At 56.2% G+C, this 201-nt stretch carries 1 protein-coding gene; it reads left to right on the forward strand.

The window, feature by feature from the left end; all coding sequences use genetic code 11:
- A partial coding sequence (locus tag AACW06_RS20910) for a hypothetical protein (RefSeq protein WP_202884154.1) occupies nt 1–201 on the forward strand: 201 nt, incomplete at both ends.

The raw sequence follows: 201 nt of genomic DNA on the forward strand, positions 1-201 counted from the left end.
CAACTGCGGCGCCAACACTTACCATCGCGGACGCAGCGGACGGCAGCGTGAGCGTGGCAGAGAACAATGACGGTGTTGAAACGGTGGTGAGTATTCCAACGGGTGTGGAAGTGGGTGATACGGTGACCTTAACCATCACCAACCCAGATAGCAGTGTGACAACGCAAACCTACACCGTGACCCAAACGGATGTCGATACCG

The organism is Vibrio sp. S12_S33 (assembly GCF_963889785.1).
Classification (GTDB): Bacteria; Pseudomonadota; Gammaproteobacteria; order Enterobacterales; family Vibrionaceae; genus Vibrio; species Vibrio aestuarianus.